This is a genomic window from Nocardiopsis changdeensis (genome assembly GCF_018316655.1).
GTDB classification, from domain to species: Bacteria; Actinomycetota; Actinomycetes; order Streptosporangiales; family Streptosporangiaceae; genus Nocardiopsis; species Nocardiopsis changdeensis.
The window spans coordinates 7,029,086-7,046,260 of sequence record NZ_CP074133.1 but is presented as its reverse complement, the minus strand read 5'-3'; the positions used below and the strand labels follow the sequence as shown (position 1 = coordinate 7,046,260).

Genomic DNA, 17,175 nt, shown 5'->3' with positions numbered 1-17,175 from the left:
CGCCCGTGCTCACCGAGCCCTGGGGCGGATCCCGTCCCCGGACGGTCCGCTCCGCGCGGGCTCCGGGCTCAGACCGGCCAGCCGGGGTGGTCCGGGGAGTCCAGCCACACCCGGTGCGCCCCGTCCTTGTCCACCGACAGCCCGAACCGGTCGGGGTCGGGCGTCCCCAGCCGCTCCCACTCCGCCAGGGCGTCCTCGAACTCGTCCCAGATGCTGCGCGGCCCGCCCTGTTCGATCATCCACGAGGTGCCGTAGGGGTACACGCGGACCCAGGACTCCCCGCCGTCGCACACCCACACCCCGGACCCGGTCCCGATCCAGCGGCGGCGCAGCCGCCAGTCGGGGACCATCACCGACAGCGCGAACGCCGACGGGAACGCCATCAGCGGCGCCACCGGGTCGGTCTGGGTGAGCCGGTACTCGTCGGGCTGCTGGCCGGCGTCGCGCACCGGCGGGAGCCGGGGGCCGGGCGTGCGCAGCGGCACGAACCCCACACCTCCGTGGAAGGTCGCCCGCGCCGTCCCGTCGCCGGGGCACACCAGGCGGGCGAGCACGCCGGTGCCCTCCAGCAGGCCCCAGGGGCACACGGCCAGCCCGCCGGGGACGAGCTGGTCGATCCAGGCGGGCGGGACGCGCCGCACCCCGCAGGAGGAGACGATCCGGTCGTAGGGGGACTCCGCCGGCCAGCCCCCGTACCCGTCGCCGTCGACCACCGCCGGGGCCCGGTCCTCGGTGCGCAGGGTCTCGCGCGCGGTCCGGGCCAGGCGTTCGTCGATCTCCACGGACACCACCGAGGAGTCGCCCAGGCGGTGCGCCAGCAGCGCCGTGTTCCACCCGGTGCCGGTGCCGACCTCCAGCACCTTCTGACCGCGGGCCAGCTCGGCCAGCTCCAGCATCCGGGCCAGGACGGTGGGCGCCGCGCTGGAGGAGGTGGCCCGGGAGGCCGACCTCCGCTGCTCGGGCACCCCGGCCCCCCGGTCGCGCCGTTCCTCGCGGTCCTGCTTCTCGTCGCGGGGGGCGAGGACGCCGGGTTCGTCGACCCTGGTGACGATCGCGTTGTCGGCGTAGACGGCGGACAGCCACAGGTCGGGGTCGCTGGCCGCGTTGAGCGCGGTGCCGTGCGCGGTCAGGGCCCCGGTCTCGGGGATGAACCGGTGTCGGGGCACCGATCGGAACGCCTCGATCAGCGAGGCGTCGACCAGGGTGCCGTCCGCGATCATCGCCTCGATCAGCGCCGAATGGCGCTCTCGTGCGGTCAACACGTCCTCGACCCCCGTGCCTGTTGCGGTGACCGGCGGTGCTCGTGCGCACCGCCGGGACGGTTGTGCCCCGGGAGGCACGATTTCAACCGGCAGTGATATTATCGCTACTCTTCGATATTACCCCTGGTGGAAACGGGCGATCGGAGAGTCGCAACCGCATCGTGCCGGGGCAGGTCCACGTATCCGTGCGGACCGCTGCCGTAGTGGTAGTCCTTTCCCAGAATCGGCGTCCATGCCACCCCGGCGGCGATGCGTTCCACCACGTCGGGGTTGAAGATGTAGGGCCGCCCCACCGACACCAGGTCCGCCCGGCCCGAGGCGACGAGCGCGGTCGCGCTCTCCTGCGTGGTCTCGGCGTGCTCCCCGGTGTTGCCCACCAGGGTCCCCGCCCACCGGGGCCGCAGGTCGTCCAGCGCCGGGTACCGCGGATCGTCGGTGACGTGCAGGTAGGCCAGTCCCAGCGGGGCCAGGGCCGCCAGCAGCGCGTGGTACACCGGCGCGGGGTCCCGCTCCACCATTCCACCCTCCGTGTTGCCGGGGGAGATGCGCAACCCCACCCGGTGGGCGCCGATCGCCCCGGCGGCCGCCTCGACCGCCTCCACCGCGAACCGGATGCGCCCCGCGACGGACCCGCCGTACCGGTCGGTGCGCAGGTTGGTGCCGTCGGCCAGGAACTGGTGGACGAGGTAGCTGTTCGCCCCGTGGATCTCGACCCCGTCGAACCCGGCGCTCACCGCACGGCGGGCCGCCTCCGCGTGGGCCTCCGCCAGGCCGCGCACCTCCTCCTCGGTCAGGGCCCGCGGGACCACCGGGTCCGCCTTGCCGTCCAGGGTGTGCACCCGGTCGGCGGCGGCGACCGCCGAGGGGGCGACCGGGGTCCCCCCGCCGGGGAGGTTCGCGGGGTGGGAGTTGCGTCCGCCGTGCATGAGCTGCGCGAAGATCCGTCCGCCGGCCGCGTGCACGGCCCCGGTCACCGTTCGCCACCCGTCGATCTGCCCGGCGGTGTCCAGACCGGGCTGGAGGGGGTGGATGCGGCCGCCGGCCACCGGGGCGATCCCCTCCGAGACGATGAGCCCGGCCCCGGCGCGCTGGCCGTAGTACTCGGCCATGAGCGGGGTGGGGACCCCGTGCGCGTCGGCGCGCAGCCGGGTCATGGGGGCCATGAGCACCCGGTTGGGCAGGGCCAGGCCGGACAGGTCGTAGGAGGCGAGCAGCGGGTGGCCGGTCGGGAGGGCGGCCGCTTCGATCCGAGTCGTTGTCGTCGTCATGCCGTGAGCGTAAAATCTGACACGGATGTCAGATTCAAGTCTTTGTGTCACGACTCACAAGAGGGGGCGCGATGAGGATCGGTGAACTCGCCCGGCGGACCGGGGCCAGCCCCCGCTCCCTGCGCTACTACGAGGACCAGGGCCTGCTGGCCTCCACCCGCTCCCCGGGCGGGCACCGGGAGTACGCCGAGGAGAGCGTCGAACGCGTCGAGCGCATCCGCTGCCTGTACGCGGCCGGGCTCAACAGCGAAACCGTCCGCGGCATCCTGCCCTGCATGTACGCCAACGAGGTCGGTGAGCCCGCCCCCGACCTGATCGACATGTTCTGGGCGGAGCGCGAGCGCATCGAGGCGGCCATCCGCTCCCTGGAGAAGACCCGCGCCTCCCTGGACGCGGTCATCGGCGAGGCCGTCGCGGCCCGGGCCGCCACGCGCCCGCCCACCGCCCCGGAACCGGTTACCCTCACAGGCAACGGACATACGGACATGACACCGAGACCCGGTACCGCGGGTGCGACGAGGAGACGGCCGTGAACCCTGGCGGAATGGACATGCAGGCCCTGCTCCAGCAGGCCCAGCAGATGCAGCAGCAGCTCGTGGAGGCCCAGCAGGCCCTGGAGGACGCCGAGGTGGAGGGCACCTCCGGAGGCGGCCTGGTCAAGGTCAAGCTGAGCGGGCGCGGACAGGTCGAGGACATCACCATCTCCCCCGACGCCGTGGACGCCGACGACGCCTCGGAGACCGTCGAGACCATCGCGGACCTGGTCCTGGCGGCCATCCGCGACGCCGAGGCGCAGGTCGAGCGGCTCCAGCAGGAGAAGATGGGCCCGCTCACCCAGGGCCTGGGCGGCGGCATGCCCGGCCTGCCCGGCTTCTAGGCCGCGACCCGCAGCACTCCCCGCTCCGGCCCGCCCGGACCCTGTCCGACGCCGGCCCGCCGCCCCCGGCCGGCGGCCCGCGGCCCCGGGACGCCCGCCGGGGACGGGCGACCGGGTTCGGGCGGACGGGCCGGAACGGACCCGGCCTCGCACGACGGCGACCCGACGCGTACGCGGAAGGTCGTCGTTCCCTATACGGTGGTGGTAGAGGGGTGACGGACCGCCCCGTCGAACACGGTCCGACCGAAGTGAGCGGGCGATGTACGAAGGCGCGGTGCAGAATCTGATCGACGAGCTCGGGCGGCTGCCCGGCGTCGGTCCGAAAAGCGCGCAGCGCATCGCCTTCCACCTGCTCTCCGCCGAGCACGCGGACGTCAAGCGCCTGGTCGGCGCGCTGGTCGAGGTCAAGGAGAAGGTGCGCTTCTGCTCCGTCTGCGGCAACGTCGCAGAAGAGGAGCAGTGCCGGATCTGCCGTGACCCCCGCCGCGACCCCGCCGTCATCTGCGTGGTCGAGGAGTCCAAGGACGTCGTCGCCATCGAGCGCACCCGCGAGTTCCGCGGCCGCTACCACGTCCTGGGCGGGGCCATCAGCCCGATCGAGGGCGTCGGCCCGGACGACCTGCGCATCAAGGAGCTCATGAAACGCCTCGCCGACGGCGAGGTCACCGAGCTGATCCTGGCGACAGACCCCAACCTCGAGGGGGAGGCGACCGCCACCTACCTCGCCCGCCTGGTCAAACCCATGGGTCTCACAGTGACCCGGTTGGCCAGCGGCCTTCCCGTCGGCGGCGATCTCGAATACGCCGACGAGGTCACTCTGGGACGCGCCTTCGAGGGGCGCCGCAGCCTGGAGTTCTAGCTCACATTTCGCCGTAACCGAGCTGAAATATGAGTACTCTCCGGATCATCGGGTAACCCGTGCCCGGTGCGCCGGTACGCCCGAACCGCTACGTCCCAGGTGGGACGGGGTGACGAGGGCGCCGCCGGTTACACTCCATTGCAATCCTCTGTGAACCCAACTCCTCAGGAGCATCGACCGTGGCCTTGATCGTGCAGAAGTACGGTGGGTCTTCCGTGGCCGACGCGGAAGCCATCAAGCGAGTAGCCCAGCGGATCGTCGCTCAGAAAAAAGCGGGATATGACGTCGTCGTCGTGGTCTCGGCCATGGGCGACACCACCGACGAGCTGATCGACCTCGCCGAGCAGGTGTCCCCGATGCCGCCGGCGCGCGAGCTCGACATGCTCCTCACCGCGGGTGAGCGCATGTCCATGTCCCTGGTCGCCATGGCCATCGCCAACCTGGGCTTCGAGGCGCGGTCGTTCACGGGCTCGCAGGCGGGCGTGATCACCACGTCCCTGCACGGCAACGCCAAGATCATCGACGTCACGCCCGGCCGTATCAAGGAGGCCGTGGACGAGGGCGCGATCTGCATCGTCGCCGGGTTCCAGGGCGTCTCCCAGGACAGCAAGGACATCACCACCCTGGGGCGCGGGGGCTCGGACACCACCGCCGTGGCCCTGGCCGCCGCCCTGGAGGCGGACGCCTGCGAGATCTACTCGGACGTGGACGGCGTGTTCACCGCCGACCCGCGCATCGTCCCCAGCGCCCGGCGCATCCCCCAGGTCTCCTACGAGGAGATGCTGGAGATGGCCGCCAGCGGGACCAAGATCCTGCACCTGCGCTGCGTGGAGTACGCGCGGCGGTACAACATCCCCCTGCACGTCCGCTCGTCGTTCAGCCAGAAGCCCGGGACCTGGATCGTTTCGGAAGTCGAGGAAAGCGAAGGCATGGAACAGCCGATCATCTCCGGGGTCTCCCACGACCGGAGCGAAGCCAAGGTCACCGTCGTCGGGGTCCCGGACAAGGTCGGTGAGGCCGCGACGATCTTCAAGGCCCTCGCCGACGCCGAGATCAACATCGACATGATCGTGCAGAACGTGTCGGCGGTCTCGACCTCCCGCACCGACATCTCCTTCACGGTTCCCAAGGACTTCGGCAAGCAGGCCCTGGCCGCCCTGAAGAAGGTCCAGGACAAGGTCGGCTTCGAGGCGCTGCGCTACGACGACAAGATCGGCAAGGTCTCCCTGGTCGGCGCCGGCATGCGCTCCTACCCCGGGGTCACCGCCCGCTTCTTCGACGCCATCGCGGGTTCGGGCACCAACATCGAGATGATCTCCACCTCGGAGATCCGCATCTCCGTCATCGTCACGGAGGACCAGATCGACTCGGCCGTCCAGGCCGCCCACACCGAGTTCCAGCTCGACGCAGACCAGGTCGAGGCCGTCGTCTACGGAGGTACCGGCCGATGAGCAACCGTCTTCCCACCCTGGCCGTCGTCGGCGCGACCGGCGCCGTCGGCACCGTCATGCTCGACATCCTCACCCAGCGCGAGAACGTCTGGGGCGAGATCCGCCTCATCGCCTCCGCGCGCAGCGCCGGCAAGGTGCTGCGGGTGCGCGGTGAGGAGGTCGTGGTCCAGGCCCTGGCCCCGGAGGTCTTCGACGGCGTCGACGTCGCCATGTTCGACGTGCCCGACGAGGTCTCCAAGGAGTGGGCGCCGATCGCCGCCGCCCGCGGCGCGGTCGCCGTCGACAACTCCGGCGCCTTCCGCATGGACCCCGACGTCCCGCTCGTGGTGCCCGAGGTCAACGCCGAGCAGGTCCGCAACCGGCCGCGCGGCATCATCAGCAACCCCAACTGCACCACCCTGTCGATGATCGTCGCCATCGGCGCGCTGCACCGCACCTACGGCGTCACCGACCTGGTGGTCTCCTCCTACCAGGCGGCGTCCGGCGCCGGCCAGGAGGGCATCGACGTCCTGCGCGACCAGATGGCCGCGGTCGCCGCGGACCGCACCCTGGGCGAGAAGGCCGGCGACGTCCGCGGCGCCGTGGCGGAGCTGGGTCCGTTCCCCGCGCCGCTGGCCTACAACGTCGTGCCGTGGGCGGGCTCGCTCAAGGACGACGGCTGGTCCTCCGAGGAGCTGAAGGTCCGCAACGAGTCCCGCAAGATCCTGGGCCTGCCCGACCTGCGGGTCACCGCCACCTGTGTCCGCGTCCCGGTCATCACCACCCACTCGCTGACCGTGCACGCCACCTTCTCCCAGGAGGTCACCGCCGACGCCGCCCGCGAGCTGCTGGGCAAGGCCGAGGGCGTGGCCGTCCTGGACGACCCGGCCAAGGGCGAGTTCCCGACGCCGGCCGACGTGGTGGGCACCGACCCGACCTGGGTGGGCCGCATCCGGCAGTCGCTGGACGACCCGACGTCGCTGGACCTGTTCCTGTGCGGGGACAACCTGCGCAAGGGCGCCGCGCTCAACACCGCGCAGATCGCGGAGGTCGTCGCGCAGGAGTTCACCTCCTGAGCCGCTGACGGTTCTTCGGGGGCGGTCGCCGCGGCGGCCGCCCCTTTCGCGTGTCCGGGGCCGGGGGTCAGGAGCGCCCGCGCGGCGGGCGGGGCCGGGCCAGTGTCAGTTTGTAGAGGAGTCGACACTGGTCGGCGGTGCCGATGAGGTCGGAGGTCTCCACCGGGCGGTTGCCGCTGTAGTGGGTGCGCTCCACGACCAGGACGGGGATGCCCGGGGCGGAGCCGAGCAGGGCGGCCTCGGAGTCGCGCAGCACCCGCACCCCGACCTCCTCCACGACCCGGTCGACGGGGTGTCCGGCCGACCCGAGGCGTTCGAGCAGGCCCGCGTCGGGGGAGGCGTCGTAGGGGGTGCGCAGTGTTCCGACGGTGAGCGAGGCGGGCTCCCAGGAGCGGTGCAGGGTGATGGGCCGGTCCGCGGACAGCCCGCGCGACGTGGTGATGTACACCGGTTCGCCCTCGCGCAGGCCGAGCCGCTCGACGATCGGCGTCGTGCCGGGCTCCTGCTCGGTGCCCAGGGGTTCGCGGGCCAGGCGGCCCAGGCCGGATCCGGAGGTGGAGTCGGTGCGGCAGATCCGGAAGACGTCGGGGACGTCGCGCACGTAGTAGCCGGAACCGGGGCGGGCCTCCACCAGGCCCTCGGTGACCAGCAGCCGCAGCGCGGTGCGGGAGATCTGCTCGCTCACCCGGTAGCTCCGGGCCAGGCGGGTGCGCGAGGGAAGCCTGGTCCCGGGGGGCATGTCGCCGCGCAGGATGGGGGCGCGGAGTTGGTCGGCCAGCCAGACGTAGCGGGGTTTCCTGGTCACGACCGTGCGATCCCGGAGCCCCGCGGACCTTGTGCGACCGCCGGGAGGGGATGACGGATCGGGAGCGCTGCGAGGGGAGGAGAGCCCATGCCTCTCAGTAAAGCAGCGGAAAGCGCTGGTGGGGGGTGGTACCGATGAGTAGCCCGCCGATCCCGCTCCAGGGAAACGCCCGAAAACCGTGAAATGAGGGTGAGTATGCACCCATGGTGATTACTCTACGTATTGACATGCTCACGACATGCTTGGGGGAGACATGGTCGAGCACCTCATGGAACGCATGGCCCTGGCGAACACGGTGACGGACCCGGTCGACACGGCCTTCGGCTGGATGGCCGGCGTCACGGGCATCGTGATCGCCGCCGTGGCCCTGGCGCTCCTGGTCCTGCTGGTCGCCGCCGTCATCTCGGCGGTCGTCGACGACAACACCACCGCGGGGGGCAAGCTCCTGTGGGTGATCTTCATCCTCTGGTTCCCGTTCTTCGGGGCGATCGCCTGGTTCGTGGTCGGCAAGAAGGGCTACCTGAACCGGATCCTGGGCATCGACAAGGGCAAGGTCCGGCACACCAGCCCGCCCAGCGTCGGCAACCACAGCGACCTGCGCGACACCGGTCCGATCCCGCGTCCGGGCGTGGAGCACGACCCCGGCCAGGGGCGGTACCCGACGGGACCGCAGCAGCCGATGGGATCCCAGCAGCCGATGGGACCGCAGCAGTCGATGGGGTCCCACCAGTCGGCGGGGCCGCAGCAGTCCGGCCGCATCTGACCGGACGGCGCCGTACCCCCCTGTTCCCTACTCCTTCCCGCGGCGGCCGCGCGTGAGCAGCGCGGCCAGCCCGTGCACCGCGCCCAGCGCCGCCGGGAGCGCGGCCATCGCGGCGGGCCCACCGCCCCGTGCGGCGGGCACCCCGGCCGCGCGCAGCCGCGACCACGCCCACAGCGAGAAGGGCACGACCACCAGCGGCGCCGTCACCGCTCCGGGTGTGTACCCGCGTGTGGCGGCGGACTGCGCCACGTGGACCACGGCGTGCGCGCCGAAGCCCAGGAGCACCGTCTGGTAGAAACCGCTCCGCCCGCCGGTGCGCGCCCCGTCGGCCGCGGCGGCGGCCACCACCACGCCCATCAGGCCGATGGCGGCGGCGTTGTGCGCGGGGGAGACGTCCAGCCGGTCCCAGACCCGCTCCGGGACCCACGGCAGCTCGCGCCGCAGGCGCGGACGGGCGCGGCGGGACCAGCCGGGGATCGCGACCAGCTCCTCCAGGTCGTGGACGGCCCAGGCGGCGAGCAGCCCCCAGGTCGCTGCGGCCGGTACCGCCCCCGCCGACTCGGACACCTGATCCGCAGTCCCCGCCATCGTCCCCCCGTCGATCCCGCGCCGTCCGTCGGAGGACCCACGGTAGCCGGGGATCCGCGGTCGCAACGGTCGGGCACCCCACGGTTCCGGCCACCGGGGCCGGGCCGCCCGTCGGGGTGGACCCCCGACACGGTCCGGGACCGCCGGTGTCACCCGCCCTCGGAGCGGGGGAGCGGGCCCGGCGCCTCCGCGGCCGCCGGGTGCTCCCGGACAACGGTGAACCGGCCGTCGGGGGCGCGCCGCAGGTGGCGGACCGCCACCACCGCCTCCCGGGGGATCGCGCCGTACACGTGGGGGAACAGGACGCCGTCGTCCGCCCCGGGCGGCGGCGCCGGGGCGGCGGCCTCCCAACGGGTCTCCACCCCCAGCGAGTCCAGCACGCCGGTGTCCACGACCAGCGCGACCAGGGGACCGGTCGCCGCGGAGTAGAAGGCGTCGGCGACCGCCAGCAGGGTCTTCTCGTCGGGCGAGGCGTGCACGAAGCCCTCCTCCGCCAGGGAGTCGGCCTCGACGTCGCCGCCGGCCTTCCAGCGTTCCAGCTCGGTCATGTGCAGGATGTGGGCCATGCGCGGACCCTACCCGGCCGGGGGCCGCCGGACGCGACCGGTCGGCGGCACCGCGCTTCAGGCCCGGCGGGAGCGCCGGGGCACGATGTGGCCCCTGCGCTGGGCCACGCGCAGGAGGTACACCGTGACCGCGCCACAGAACAACACGGCGAAGACACTGCCCTCGGGACCGAAGGCGCCCCCGCTGATCGCGGCGGGCCCGCCCGCCTCCCCGGTCAACAGCCCGGCGAACGCGTCCTCGCTACCGGAGACGGCGGTGCCGAAGACCCTCGCCTGCGTCGTGTTCCAGCCGAAGTGCAGGCCGATCGGCAGCCACAGGGAACGCGTGGCGGCGTAGGCGGCGCCCAGCATGAGGCCGGCCTGCAGGGTGATGGCCAGCGCTCCCCACAGGGTCGCGTTCGGGTTCACCAGGTGGATTCCGCCGAAGAGCACGGAGCTCACGGCGAGCGCGCCCCAGGTTCCGGCGGCCTCCTCCACGAGGCGGAAGACGACCCCGCGGAACAGCAGCTCCTCCGTCACCGCGACCGCGCACATCAGCCCGCACACGGCGAGGAACGCCTCGAACGACCCCCAGCCGGTGACCCGGTAGCCCCCGAGGACGGCGATGGCCGCGATGGTCGCGGCGAACACGCCGAACCCGGCCGCCGTCCCCCATCCGAGGCCGCGGACCGCCCCCTTCCGGGAGAGTTCCAGCGGCTCCCTCCCCTCGATCCGGCGGATCGCGAGCCGGTAGGCCCACAGGCCGAGGGCCGCCGCCGCGACTCCGAGGGGCAGGGCCCACACCGACGCGCCCACCGCGTCCGTCACGCCCGAGAGGAGCGCGGCCAGGGCTCCGACCAGGAGCAGGAGGAGCACCGAGCGCAGGACCGTCGGCCGGAATCGGCGGGGGGTGGACGCGGGTACGGCGTCAGGGGACATGTCGGGACCACTTCCTGGAACGCGGGGCGCGGGGGCGCTCCGACCGGCTTCCAGGCTAGGAAGGGGGACCCGGCGGCCACATCACCCGCGCGAGCGCGATCCGGTGGCTCTCGAGGGGGATCGGACCCTCAGCCCTGGCGCACCAGCCCCGAGCGGTAGGCGAACACGACGGCCTGGACCCGGTCGCGCAGCCGGAGCTTGGTGAGGATCCGCGACACGTGGGTCTTGACGGTCTCGTGCGCGACCGTCATCCGTTCGGCGATCTCCCCGTTGGACAGCCCCTCCGCCATGAGGAGCAGCACCTCGTGCTCGCGCTCGGTCAGCGGCTCGGGGAGCACCGCGGGCGGGGCCGGGTCGGCGGGGCGGACGCGCAGGGCGTACTCGCCGATGAGCCGCCGGGTCACCGCCGGTGACAGCAGCGCCTCCCCCCGGGCGACCGTGCGCACGCCCGCGATCAGCTCGTGCAGCGGGGCGTCCTTCAGCAGGAATCCGCTGGCGCCCGCCCGCAGCGCCTCGTAGACGTACTCGTCCAGGTTGAAGGTCGTCACCACCAGGATCCGCACCGGGTGGGGGTCCGGCGGGCCCGCCAGGAGGGCGGTCGCCTCGATGCCGCTCAGGCGGGGCATGTGGACGTCCATCACCGCGACGTCGGGGCGCAGGTCCCGGATGACGCTCACCGCTTCGGCGCCGTCACCGGCCTGCCCCACCACGGTCATGTCCGGCTGGGCGTCGAGCACCGCGGCGTACCCGGTGCGCACCGCCTCGTCGTCCTCGCAGACCACGACGCGGATGGGCGAACCGTTCACGTTTCCCCCCGGGGGACGATGGCGTGCACTGTGAAGCCCCCGTCGTCGGAGGGGCCCGCGCGCAGTTCCCCGCCGACGGCGCCGACCCTCTCCCGCAGGCCCGTCAGACCGCGGCCGCCGGAGCGGGGGCGGGGCGGACCGGCCCCCTCGGCCGGGGGCGCGCCGCCCCCGGTGGTGATCCGGGCGCCGACCGCCTCGTCCCCGTGCTCGATGCGGACGAGGACGTGCCCGCCGGGCGCGTGCTTGAGCGCGTTCGTGACGGACTCCTGGACGACGCGGTACAGGGCCTCCTCCTGCCGGGGGAGCATCGGCCGGGGCTCGCCGTCCTCGACCAGGTCCACGCTCTGCCCCGCGCCGCGGGAGCGCTCGACGAGGCCGGCGAGCCCGCCGAGCGAGGGGCCGGCCGGGTCCTCGCGCGGGTCCAGGACGCCGAGCAGGTGCCGGAGGTCGTCCAGGGCGCGCCGCCCCGTCTCCCCGATGCCGGCCAGGGTGCTCCCCACCCCGTCGGAGCGGCCGAGCAGATAGCCCGCGGTGTCGGCCTGGACCACCATCGAGGTGACGTGGTGGGTGACGACGTCGTGCAGGTCGCGGGCGATACGGGCCCGTTCGGCGGCGGCGGCGTCCGCCTCCGCGCGGCGGCGGCGCTCCTCGGCGTCCAGGGCGCGGGCGCGCACCCACCGGCCGAGGGCGCAGCACGCGAGCAGGACGAGGCCGAAGGCGAGGTAGTCGGCCGCGGTGGTGGGCGAGCCCGCGAGGTACAGGCAGCAGCAGACGAGCGCGTAGGCGGCGAGCGCTCCCGCGGCCACCGGAGCGGGGCGGCGCGGCGGGCGCGTGCCGACGGTGTACAGGGCCACGAGCAGCCCAAGGGAGGCGAAGGCGTCGGGGTAGCGCAGCAGCTGGAAGGCGGTGAACGCGGCGGCGACCGCGGCCAGGCAGGCGACGGGGAACCGGCGCCGGAGGACGAGGGGTGCGGCCTGGGCGGCGATGAGGACCAGGCCCAGGGGGTCCAGGGTCCGGTCGTCCGGCAGTTCCGCCAGGTCGACCCCCTGGTGGGCGATCCCGGGGACGAAGGACAGGGCCACGAGTGCCGCGGGGAGCAGGGCGTCGACGGCCCTCGCGCTTCGTACGAGGCGGGGCGCGCGCTCCCTCCACGCCGTTGTCTCGAACACCCGAGCAGACTATCCGCAGACGCCCCGGCCGGGAGGACCCGGCCGGGGCGTCCGTGCTCTGCCCTGCTAGAGGATGATCCGCATCGGCTCCTCGAGGATCTCTGCGAGGTCCTTGAGGAACGCGGCGCCGACGGCGCCGTCCACCGCGCGGTGGTCCACCGACAGCTCCAGGGAGATCCGGTTGCGGACGGCGATCTCGCCGTCCACGACCACGGCCTCCTGGCGCATCGCGCCGACCGCCAGGATCGCCGCCTCCGGCGGGTTGATCACGGCGGAGAAGCTGTCCACGCCGAACATGCCCAGGTTGGACACGCTGAACGTGCCGCCGCTCATCTCCTGCGGCTTGAGCTTGCCGTCCCGGGCCTTGCCCGCCAGCTCGCGGGTGCGGGACGAGATCTCCGACAGGGTGGCCTTGTCGGTGTCGTGCAGGACCGGCACCACCAGCCCGGCGTCGACCGCGACGGCGACGCCGACGTTGATCCGCCCGTGCTTGAGCAGCCTGCCGTCGACCCACGAGGAGTTGACCGCCGGGTGCAGCTTCAGCGCCGTGGCGCTCGCCTTGACGATGAGGTCGTTGAAGCTGATCTTCGCCCCGGTGCTCGCCAACTGCTCGTTGATCTGCCCGCGGAAGGTCTTCAGCGCCTCGGCGTCGATGGTCCGGCGCAGGTAGAAGTGCGGGACCTGCTGCTTGCTCTCGGTCAGGCGGCGCGCGATCACCTTGCGCACGTTGCCGACCGGCACCTCCTCGGAGGCGCGGCCGTCGTCGAAGGACGGGGCCTGCGCCGCCGGGGCGGCCGGAGCCGCGGGTGCGGGGGCGGCCTGGGCGGCGGGGGCCGCCGCCTCGGCGCCGGCGCCCTCCTTGGCGGCGGCCTCGATGTCGGCGCGCACGATGCGGCCGCGCGGGCCGGAGCCCTTGATCCTGGTGATGTCCAGGCCGTACTCCTTGGCCAGCCGGCGGGCCAGCGGGGAGGTGCGCGGACGCTCACCGTCACCGGACGGGGTCCCGGCGGGGGCCGGGGCCTCCTCCGCGGCGGGCTCCGCCGGGGCGGCGGCCGCGGGCTCGGCGGGCTTCTCCTCGGCCTGCCCGCCGGACCCCTCCTCGGCCGCGGGGGCCCCGGAGTCGTCGGGCACGGCGTCCGGGGAGTCGGCGATCACACCGATGACGGCGCCGATCGGTACCGTCTCGCCCTCGGACACCGCCTGCTTGACCAGGAAGCCGTCCTCGTAGGCCTCGTACTCCATGACGGCCTTGTCGGTCTCGATCTCGACCAGGACGTCACCGGAGGCGACCTTGTCGCCCACCTTCTTGACCCAGGTGCTGATGACGCCTTCCTCCATGGTGTCGGAGAGGCGCGGCATGTAGATCTCGCTCATGGACTGGAACTCCCTCTACCCGACCCGCTTGCCGACGGCGCTCAGGGTCTCCTTGATGGCGGTGCTGATCGACTCGACGGACGGCAGGGCCGCGGTCTCGAGCGGCTTGGCGTAGGGCATCGGGACCTCCGCCATGGCCACCCGTCGCACGGGGGCGTCCAGGTAGTCGAAGGCGCCCTCCTGGATGGACGCGGCGATCTCCGCGCCGATCCCGTAGGTGAGCCAGTCGTCCTCGCAGATGACGGCGGCGCCGGTCTTCTTGACCGAGTCCACGAAGGTCTGGCGGTCGAGGGGGCGGAGGCTGCGCAGGTCGACGACCTCGACGCTGATGTCCTCCTGGGCGAGCTTCTCGGCGACCTGGGTGGCGACCATGGCCATCCGGGAGTAGCCGATGAGGGTGATGTCGGAGCCCTCGCGGGTGACGGCGGCGCGGCCGATGGTCGCGACGTCGTCGTTCTCCGGCTGGGCGTAGTCCTCGGGGACCTCGCCCTTGGTGTTGTACAGGCCCAGGTTCTCCAGGAACAGCACCGGGTCGTCGTCGCGGATGGCCGCGCGCAGCATCGACGAGGCCTCGGCGGGGGTGCTCGGGGCGAGCACCTTCAGGCCCGGGATGAAGGAGTAGAACAGCTCGATGTTCTGCGAGTGGGTCGCGCCGAGCTGCTGGCCGCCGCCGCCCGGCGTGCGGATGACCATGGGAACGCTGGTCTGCCCGCCGAACATGCCGTAGATCTTGGCGGCGTGGTTGATGATCTGGTCGATCGCGATCAGCGAGAAGTTGATGGTCATCAGCTCGACGACCGGGCGCAGGCCCAGCATCGCCGCACCGATGGCGGCGCCGACGAACCCCTCCTCGGCGATGGGGGTGTCCTTGACCCGGCGGGGGCCGAACTCCTTGAGCAGGCCCTCGGTGATCTTGTACGACCCCTCGAAGACGCCGATCTCCTCGCCCATGACGAGGACGTTCTCGTCACGGACCATCTCGGCGCGCAGCGTGTCGCGCAGGGCCTGACGGTAGGTGATCACAGACATGTGTCGTCGTCCTTCTCTACTCTGCGAACACCGGGTCGGCCGGCATGCGCCGCGACTCGTTCGGGACCGGGGTGGCGTACGTGTAGTCGAAGAGGGTCGACACGTCCGGGTGCGGGCTGTTCTCGGCGAAGTCCGCGGCCTCGGCGACCTCGGCCTTCACCGAGGCGGCGATCTCCTCCCGCAGCTCGTCGGTGAGCACGCCGGCCTCGGCCAGCTTCGCCTCGAAGAGGGTGATCGGGTCGTTCTCGTCGGCCCGGGCCTGCTCCCACTGCTCCTCGGTGCGGTACTTGGCGGGGTCCACGACCGAGTGGCCCTTCTGCCGGTAGCTCCACGCCTCCAGCAGGAACGGGGTCTGCTCCTTGCGGGCCCGCTCGACCAGCTCCGCGGTGGTGTCGCGGACCGCGAGCACGTCGCGGCCGTCCACGCGCACGCCCTCGATGCGGAAGGCGGAGCCGCGCTTGTACAGCTCGGGCTCGGCGGAGGACATCTCGACGGTGGTGCCCATGCCGGTGAAGTTGTTGATCACCACGAACACGATCGGCAGGTTCCACAGCTTGGCGATGTTGAGCGACTCGTGCCAGGCGCCGATGTTGGTGGTGCCGTCGCCCATCTGGCACACGACGACCTCGTCGCCGCCGCGGTAGGAGATGGCCAGCGCGGCACCGGTGGCCAGCGGCAGCTGCCCGCCGACGATGCCGTAGCCGCCGAGCATCCGGGTGGCGGTGTCGTACATGTGCATGGACCCGCCCCAGCCCTTGGAGACGCCGTCGGCGCGCCCGTAGAGCTCGGCCATGACCTTCTTGGGGTCCATGCCCTTCTCGATCGCGTACCCGTGGTCGCGGTAGTTCGTGAAGAGGTAGTCGTCCGGGCGGAGCGCGTCGAGCAGGCCGACGACGGTCGCCTCCTCGCCCAGGTTGAGGTGGCAGTAGCCGCCGATCCGCGCCTGCGTGTAGGCCTGGGCGGTGCGCTCCTCGAAGCGGCGGATGAAGAGCATCCGGCGGTAGTAGTCCAGGAGCTCCTCGGGCTTCTCGTCGCCGAGGCCGGGGGAGGTGTTCTTGCGGCCTCGGCGCCGGGTCCCGGAGGACCTGGCGGCGGCGCCCTTCGGCTTGGCCGTGGTGTCAGCCATGGTGTGCCTTTCTACGTACGAGAGGCCCGGCACCACGGCCTGTGGGCCGCGGTGCGAGGGCCCGCCGGGGCCGCGCTGTCGGGCGCGGCTCCGGGCGTGCGCCACCGCCGGGCTCAACGGCGGCGGCGCTCCTGTGGCTGTCGGGGTGCGTCCTGAGGAGCGTGGCTCGTCCTCCCCCGGACGCGAAGGCTCGCGGGGTCTCGTATGCGGTTGTCACCGGACCCCTCATCGCATGCTTCCCGGTCTCCTGCGCGCTAAGCATGAGGTGGGGAAGGGGTGCGGCGTCGGGAGTCCCGGGTTCGTTCACCGGCCGGATGAACGATTCCGGACGCCCGTAAGGGTCGGTGTTCACTGTGACGTGCGTCGCGCCACACTCTACGGTCTGATCGATGATCGATCAATAAGACTTTACGCCAGATACCGGAACCTTGACCCGAGAGGGGCGGTCATCGACGGTAAAGACCCATGTCGGGCGGGGTCCCCCCGGACGGCCCGGGGGCCGGGGCGCGGGCGCCCGGGGTCAGTGCGCGCCCTCGTTCGACCTCAGGGCGGCCTCGACGTAGTTCAGCACGTGGTCGCTCAGCATCCGGCCCACCTGGGAGTCCCCTTCACGGAACGCCTTGGTGATCTGGTCGTGGTCGGCGGCCTTGGCGTGCAGCTCCATGTTCAGCCAGCGCACCGACAGCGCCGTCCACACCTCCACGCCCAGCGACTCCCAGGTGTGCAGCAGCACGCTGTTGTCAGCCGCGCGCACGACCTCCCGGTGGAACTCCACACTGTGCTTGATCTGCCCGGACACGTCGCCCTCGGCGGTCGCCCGCTTGAGCAGGCCCACCTCGCGCTCCAGGGGGGAGGGGTCCGCCCGCAGGCGCGGGGCCGCCAGCTCGGCGGCCACCAGCTCCAGCCCGGCGCGCACCGGATAGATCTCGGCCATGTCCCGGACGCCGAAGTCGCGCACCCGGGCGCCCTTGTTGGGCACCGTCTCGATCAGCCGCAGCGTCTCCAGCTCGCGCAGCGCCTCGCGCACCGGGGCCTGGCTGACCCGCAGCTCCGTGGCGATCCGGCGCTCGACGATGCGCTCGCCCGGCTGCCAGCGGCCGGACAACAGGCCCTCGACCAGGACCTGCCGGATCTGCTCCCGCAGCGGCTCGCGCGCCAGCTTCGAGGGATCATCCGGCAACCTCGGCAGGTCGACCATCCAGGGCCCTTCCCGTCCGCGGCCGCGTGCGCCGCGGCCGCTCCACTCGTCGTCTGGAAAC

At 72.6% G+C, this 17,175-nt stretch carries 17 protein-coding genes and 1 pseudogene; 6 read left to right on the top strand and 12 right to left on the bottom strand.

Annotated features, from left to right (window positions below; all coding sequences use genetic code 11):
• Window positions 1-68: 68 nt before the first annotated feature.
• Together KGD84_RS31645 and KGD84_RS31640 are read right to left on the bottom strand one after the other, a co-directional pair.
• Window positions 69-1,259: an rRNA adenine N-6-methyltransferase family protein gene (locus KGD84_RS31645; RefSeq protein ID WP_220563951.1), complete on the bottom strand. Its 1,191-nt coding sequence runs from the start codon at window positions 1,257-1,259 to the stop codon at window positions 69-71.
• Window positions 1,260-1,366: 107 nt separating this feature from the next.
• Window positions 1,367-2,530: an oxidoreductase gene (locus KGD84_RS31640; protein ID WP_220563950.1), complete on the bottom strand. Its 1,164-nt coding sequence runs from the start codon at window positions 2,528-2,530 to the stop codon at window positions 1,367-1,369.
• Between the two features lie 71 nt (window positions 2,531-2,601).
• Between KGD84_RS31640 and KGD84_RS31635 the strand changes: the two genes are divergently transcribed.
• The 5 genes from KGD84_RS31635 to KGD84_RS31615 all read left to right on the top strand — a co-directional run bounded on the left by KGD84_RS31635 (window position 2,602) and on the right by KGD84_RS31615 (window position 6,772).
• A complete protein-coding gene (locus KGD84_RS31635) occupies window positions 2,602-3,063 on the top strand; it encodes a MerR family transcriptional regulator (RefSeq protein WP_220563949.1) in 462 nt (153 codons plus the stop codon).
• 11 nt (window positions 3,064-3,074) lie between these two features.
• Complete coding sequence (locus KGD84_RS31630) at window positions 3,075-3,407, top strand: YbaB/EbfC family nucleoid-associated protein (protein ID WP_220565418.1); 333 nt, start codon at window positions 3,075-3,077, stop codon at window positions 3,405-3,407.
• A gap of 259 nt (window positions 3,408-3,666) precedes the next feature.
• A complete protein-coding gene (recR, locus tag KGD84_RS31625) occupies window positions 3,667-4,266 on the top strand; it encodes a recombination mediator RecR (protein ID WP_220563948.1) in 600 nt (199 codons plus the stop codon).
• 179 nt (window positions 4,267-4,445) lie between these two features.
• The gene (locus KGD84_RS31620; RefSeq protein ID WP_220563947.1) at window positions 4,446-5,717 is read left to right on the top strand and encodes an aspartate kinase; all 1,272 of its coding nucleotides are present in this window, start codon (window positions 4,446-4,448) and stop codon (window positions 5,715-5,717) included.
• Complete coding sequence (locus KGD84_RS31615) at window positions 5,714-6,772, top strand: aspartate-semialdehyde dehydrogenase (protein WP_220563946.1); 1,059 nt, start codon at window positions 5,714-5,716, stop codon at window positions 6,770-6,772. Before KGD84_RS31620 ends, KGD84_RS31615 begins: the two co-directional genes overlap by 4 nt.
• A gap of 67 nt (window positions 6,773-6,839) precedes the next feature.
• On the opposite strand, the gene KGD84_RS31610 is transcribed toward KGD84_RS31615, so the two are convergent.
• Window positions 6,840-7,577 carry a GntR family transcriptional regulator gene (locus tag KGD84_RS31610; RefSeq protein ID WP_220563945.1) on the bottom strand — a complete coding sequence of 246 codons (738 nt, stop codon included), beginning with the start codon at window positions 7,575-7,577 and terminating at the stop codon, window positions 6,840-6,842.
• Window positions 7,578-7,905: 328 nt separating this feature from the next.
• On the opposite strand from KGD84_RS31610, the pseudogene KGD84_RS31605 reads away from it, so the two are divergent.
• Window positions 7,906-8,175: pseudogene (locus KGD84_RS31605) on the top strand (PLD nuclease N-terminal domain-containing protein); the annotation flags it as partial.
• A 192-nt stretch (window positions 8,176-8,367) separates the two neighbouring features.
• Here KGD84_RS31605 and KGD84_RS31600 read toward each other — a convergent pair.
• The 9 genes from KGD84_RS31600 to KGD84_RS31560 all read right to left on the bottom strand — a co-directional run bounded on the left by KGD84_RS31600 (window position 8,368) and on the right by KGD84_RS31560 (window position 17,114).
• The gene (locus tag KGD84_RS31600) at window positions 8,368-8,907 is read right to left on the bottom strand and encodes an HXXEE domain-containing protein (protein WP_260697171.1); all 540 of its coding nucleotides are present in this window, start codon (window positions 8,905-8,907) and stop codon (window positions 8,368-8,370) included.
• A gap of 170 nt (window positions 8,908-9,077) precedes the next feature.
• Window positions 9,078-9,494 (bottom strand): DUF952 domain-containing protein, encoded by a 417-nt coding sequence (locus KGD84_RS31595; RefSeq protein ID WP_220563943.1) that lies wholly within the window; start codon window positions 9,492-9,494, stop codon window positions 9,078-9,080.
• A 57-nt stretch (window positions 9,495-9,551) separates the two neighbouring features.
• The gene (locus KGD84_RS31590) at window positions 9,552-10,412 is read right to left on the bottom strand and encodes a CPBP family intramembrane glutamic endopeptidase (protein ID WP_255646917.1); all 861 of its coding nucleotides are present in this window, start codon (window positions 10,410-10,412) and stop codon (window positions 9,552-9,554) included.
• Between the two features lie 128 nt (window positions 10,413-10,540).
• Entirely contained in the window at window positions 10,541-11,218 is a 678-nt protein-coding gene (locus KGD84_RS31585) for a response regulator (RefSeq protein ID WP_220563942.1), read from the bottom strand.
• Window positions 11,215-12,387 (bottom strand): sensor histidine kinase, encoded by a 1,173-nt coding sequence (locus tag KGD84_RS31580; protein WP_220563941.1) that lies wholly within the window; start codon window positions 12,385-12,387, stop codon window positions 11,215-11,217. The genes KGD84_RS31585 and KGD84_RS31580 overlap by 4 nt, the downstream gene beginning before the upstream one ends.
• Before the next feature lie 66 nt (window positions 12,388-12,453).
• Window positions 12,454-13,761, bottom strand: coding sequence for a dihydrolipoamide acetyltransferase family protein (locus KGD84_RS31575; RefSeq protein ID WP_220563940.1), 1,308 nt, complete (start codon window positions 13,759-13,761; stop codon window positions 12,454-12,456).
• A 15-nt stretch (window positions 13,762-13,776) separates the two neighbouring features.
• Complete coding sequence (locus KGD84_RS31570; RefSeq protein WP_220563939.1) at window positions 13,777-14,790, bottom strand: alpha-ketoacid dehydrogenase subunit beta; 1,014 nt, start codon at window positions 14,788-14,790, stop codon at window positions 13,777-13,779.
• A gap of 16 nt (window positions 14,791-14,806) precedes the next feature.
• Window positions 14,807-15,916: a pyruvate dehydrogenase (acetyl-transferring) E1 component subunit alpha gene (gene pdhA / locus KGD84_RS31565; RefSeq protein ID WP_220563938.1), complete on the bottom strand. Its 1,110-nt coding sequence runs from the start codon at window positions 15,914-15,916 to the stop codon at window positions 14,807-14,809.
• Window positions 15,917-16,436: 520 nt separating this feature from the next.
• Window positions 16,437-17,114, bottom strand: a complete 678-nt coding sequence (locus KGD84_RS31560; protein ID WP_220563937.1) for a GntR family transcriptional regulator — start codon at window positions 17,112-17,114, stop codon at window positions 16,437-16,439.
• Window positions 17,115-17,175: the final 61 nt, after the last annotated feature.